This is a genomic window from Shewanella sp. AS16, assembly GCF_021412365.1.
Lineage (GTDB): Bacteria > Pseudomonadota > Gammaproteobacteria > Enterobacterales > Shewanellaceae > Shewanella > Shewanella salipaludis.
The window spans coordinates 1-299 of sequence record NZ_JAKCLK010000206.1 but is presented as its reverse complement, the minus strand read 5'-3'; the positions used below and the strand labels follow the sequence as shown (position 1 = coordinate 299).

At 41.8% G+C, this 299-nt stretch carries 1 protein-coding gene; it reads right to left on the bottom strand.

The window, feature by feature from the left end:
- Positions 1-142: 142 nt before the first annotated feature.
- Positions 143-299 (bottom strand): aldo/keto reductase (locus tag LZP73_RS20015; RefSeq protein ID WP_234236664.1); only part of this gene is annotated, 157 nt, incomplete at its 5' end.

Below are 299 nucleotides of genomic sequence, written 5' to 3'. Positions count from 1 at the left end.
TACCATCTATCACTGTACGAATCAATGAATCCATCGCCTTTTCCCTGATTATCCAGCCGCAAATCCTGGCCTTAAACATATGCACTCCATGCCATTAAAAAAGAAACAAAAGGGAAATGCATCTTTCCCTTTTGTATATTCGTTATTCTCGCGAAATACCATCCAACGTAGACAACACTTTCTCAGAAAGATGAAATTTTTCAGCAGCCATATTCTCCCGTAAATGCGCAACAGAAGATGTTCCAGGAATCAACAAAATATTCGGTGAACGTTGTAACAGCCACGCCAGCGCCACCTGC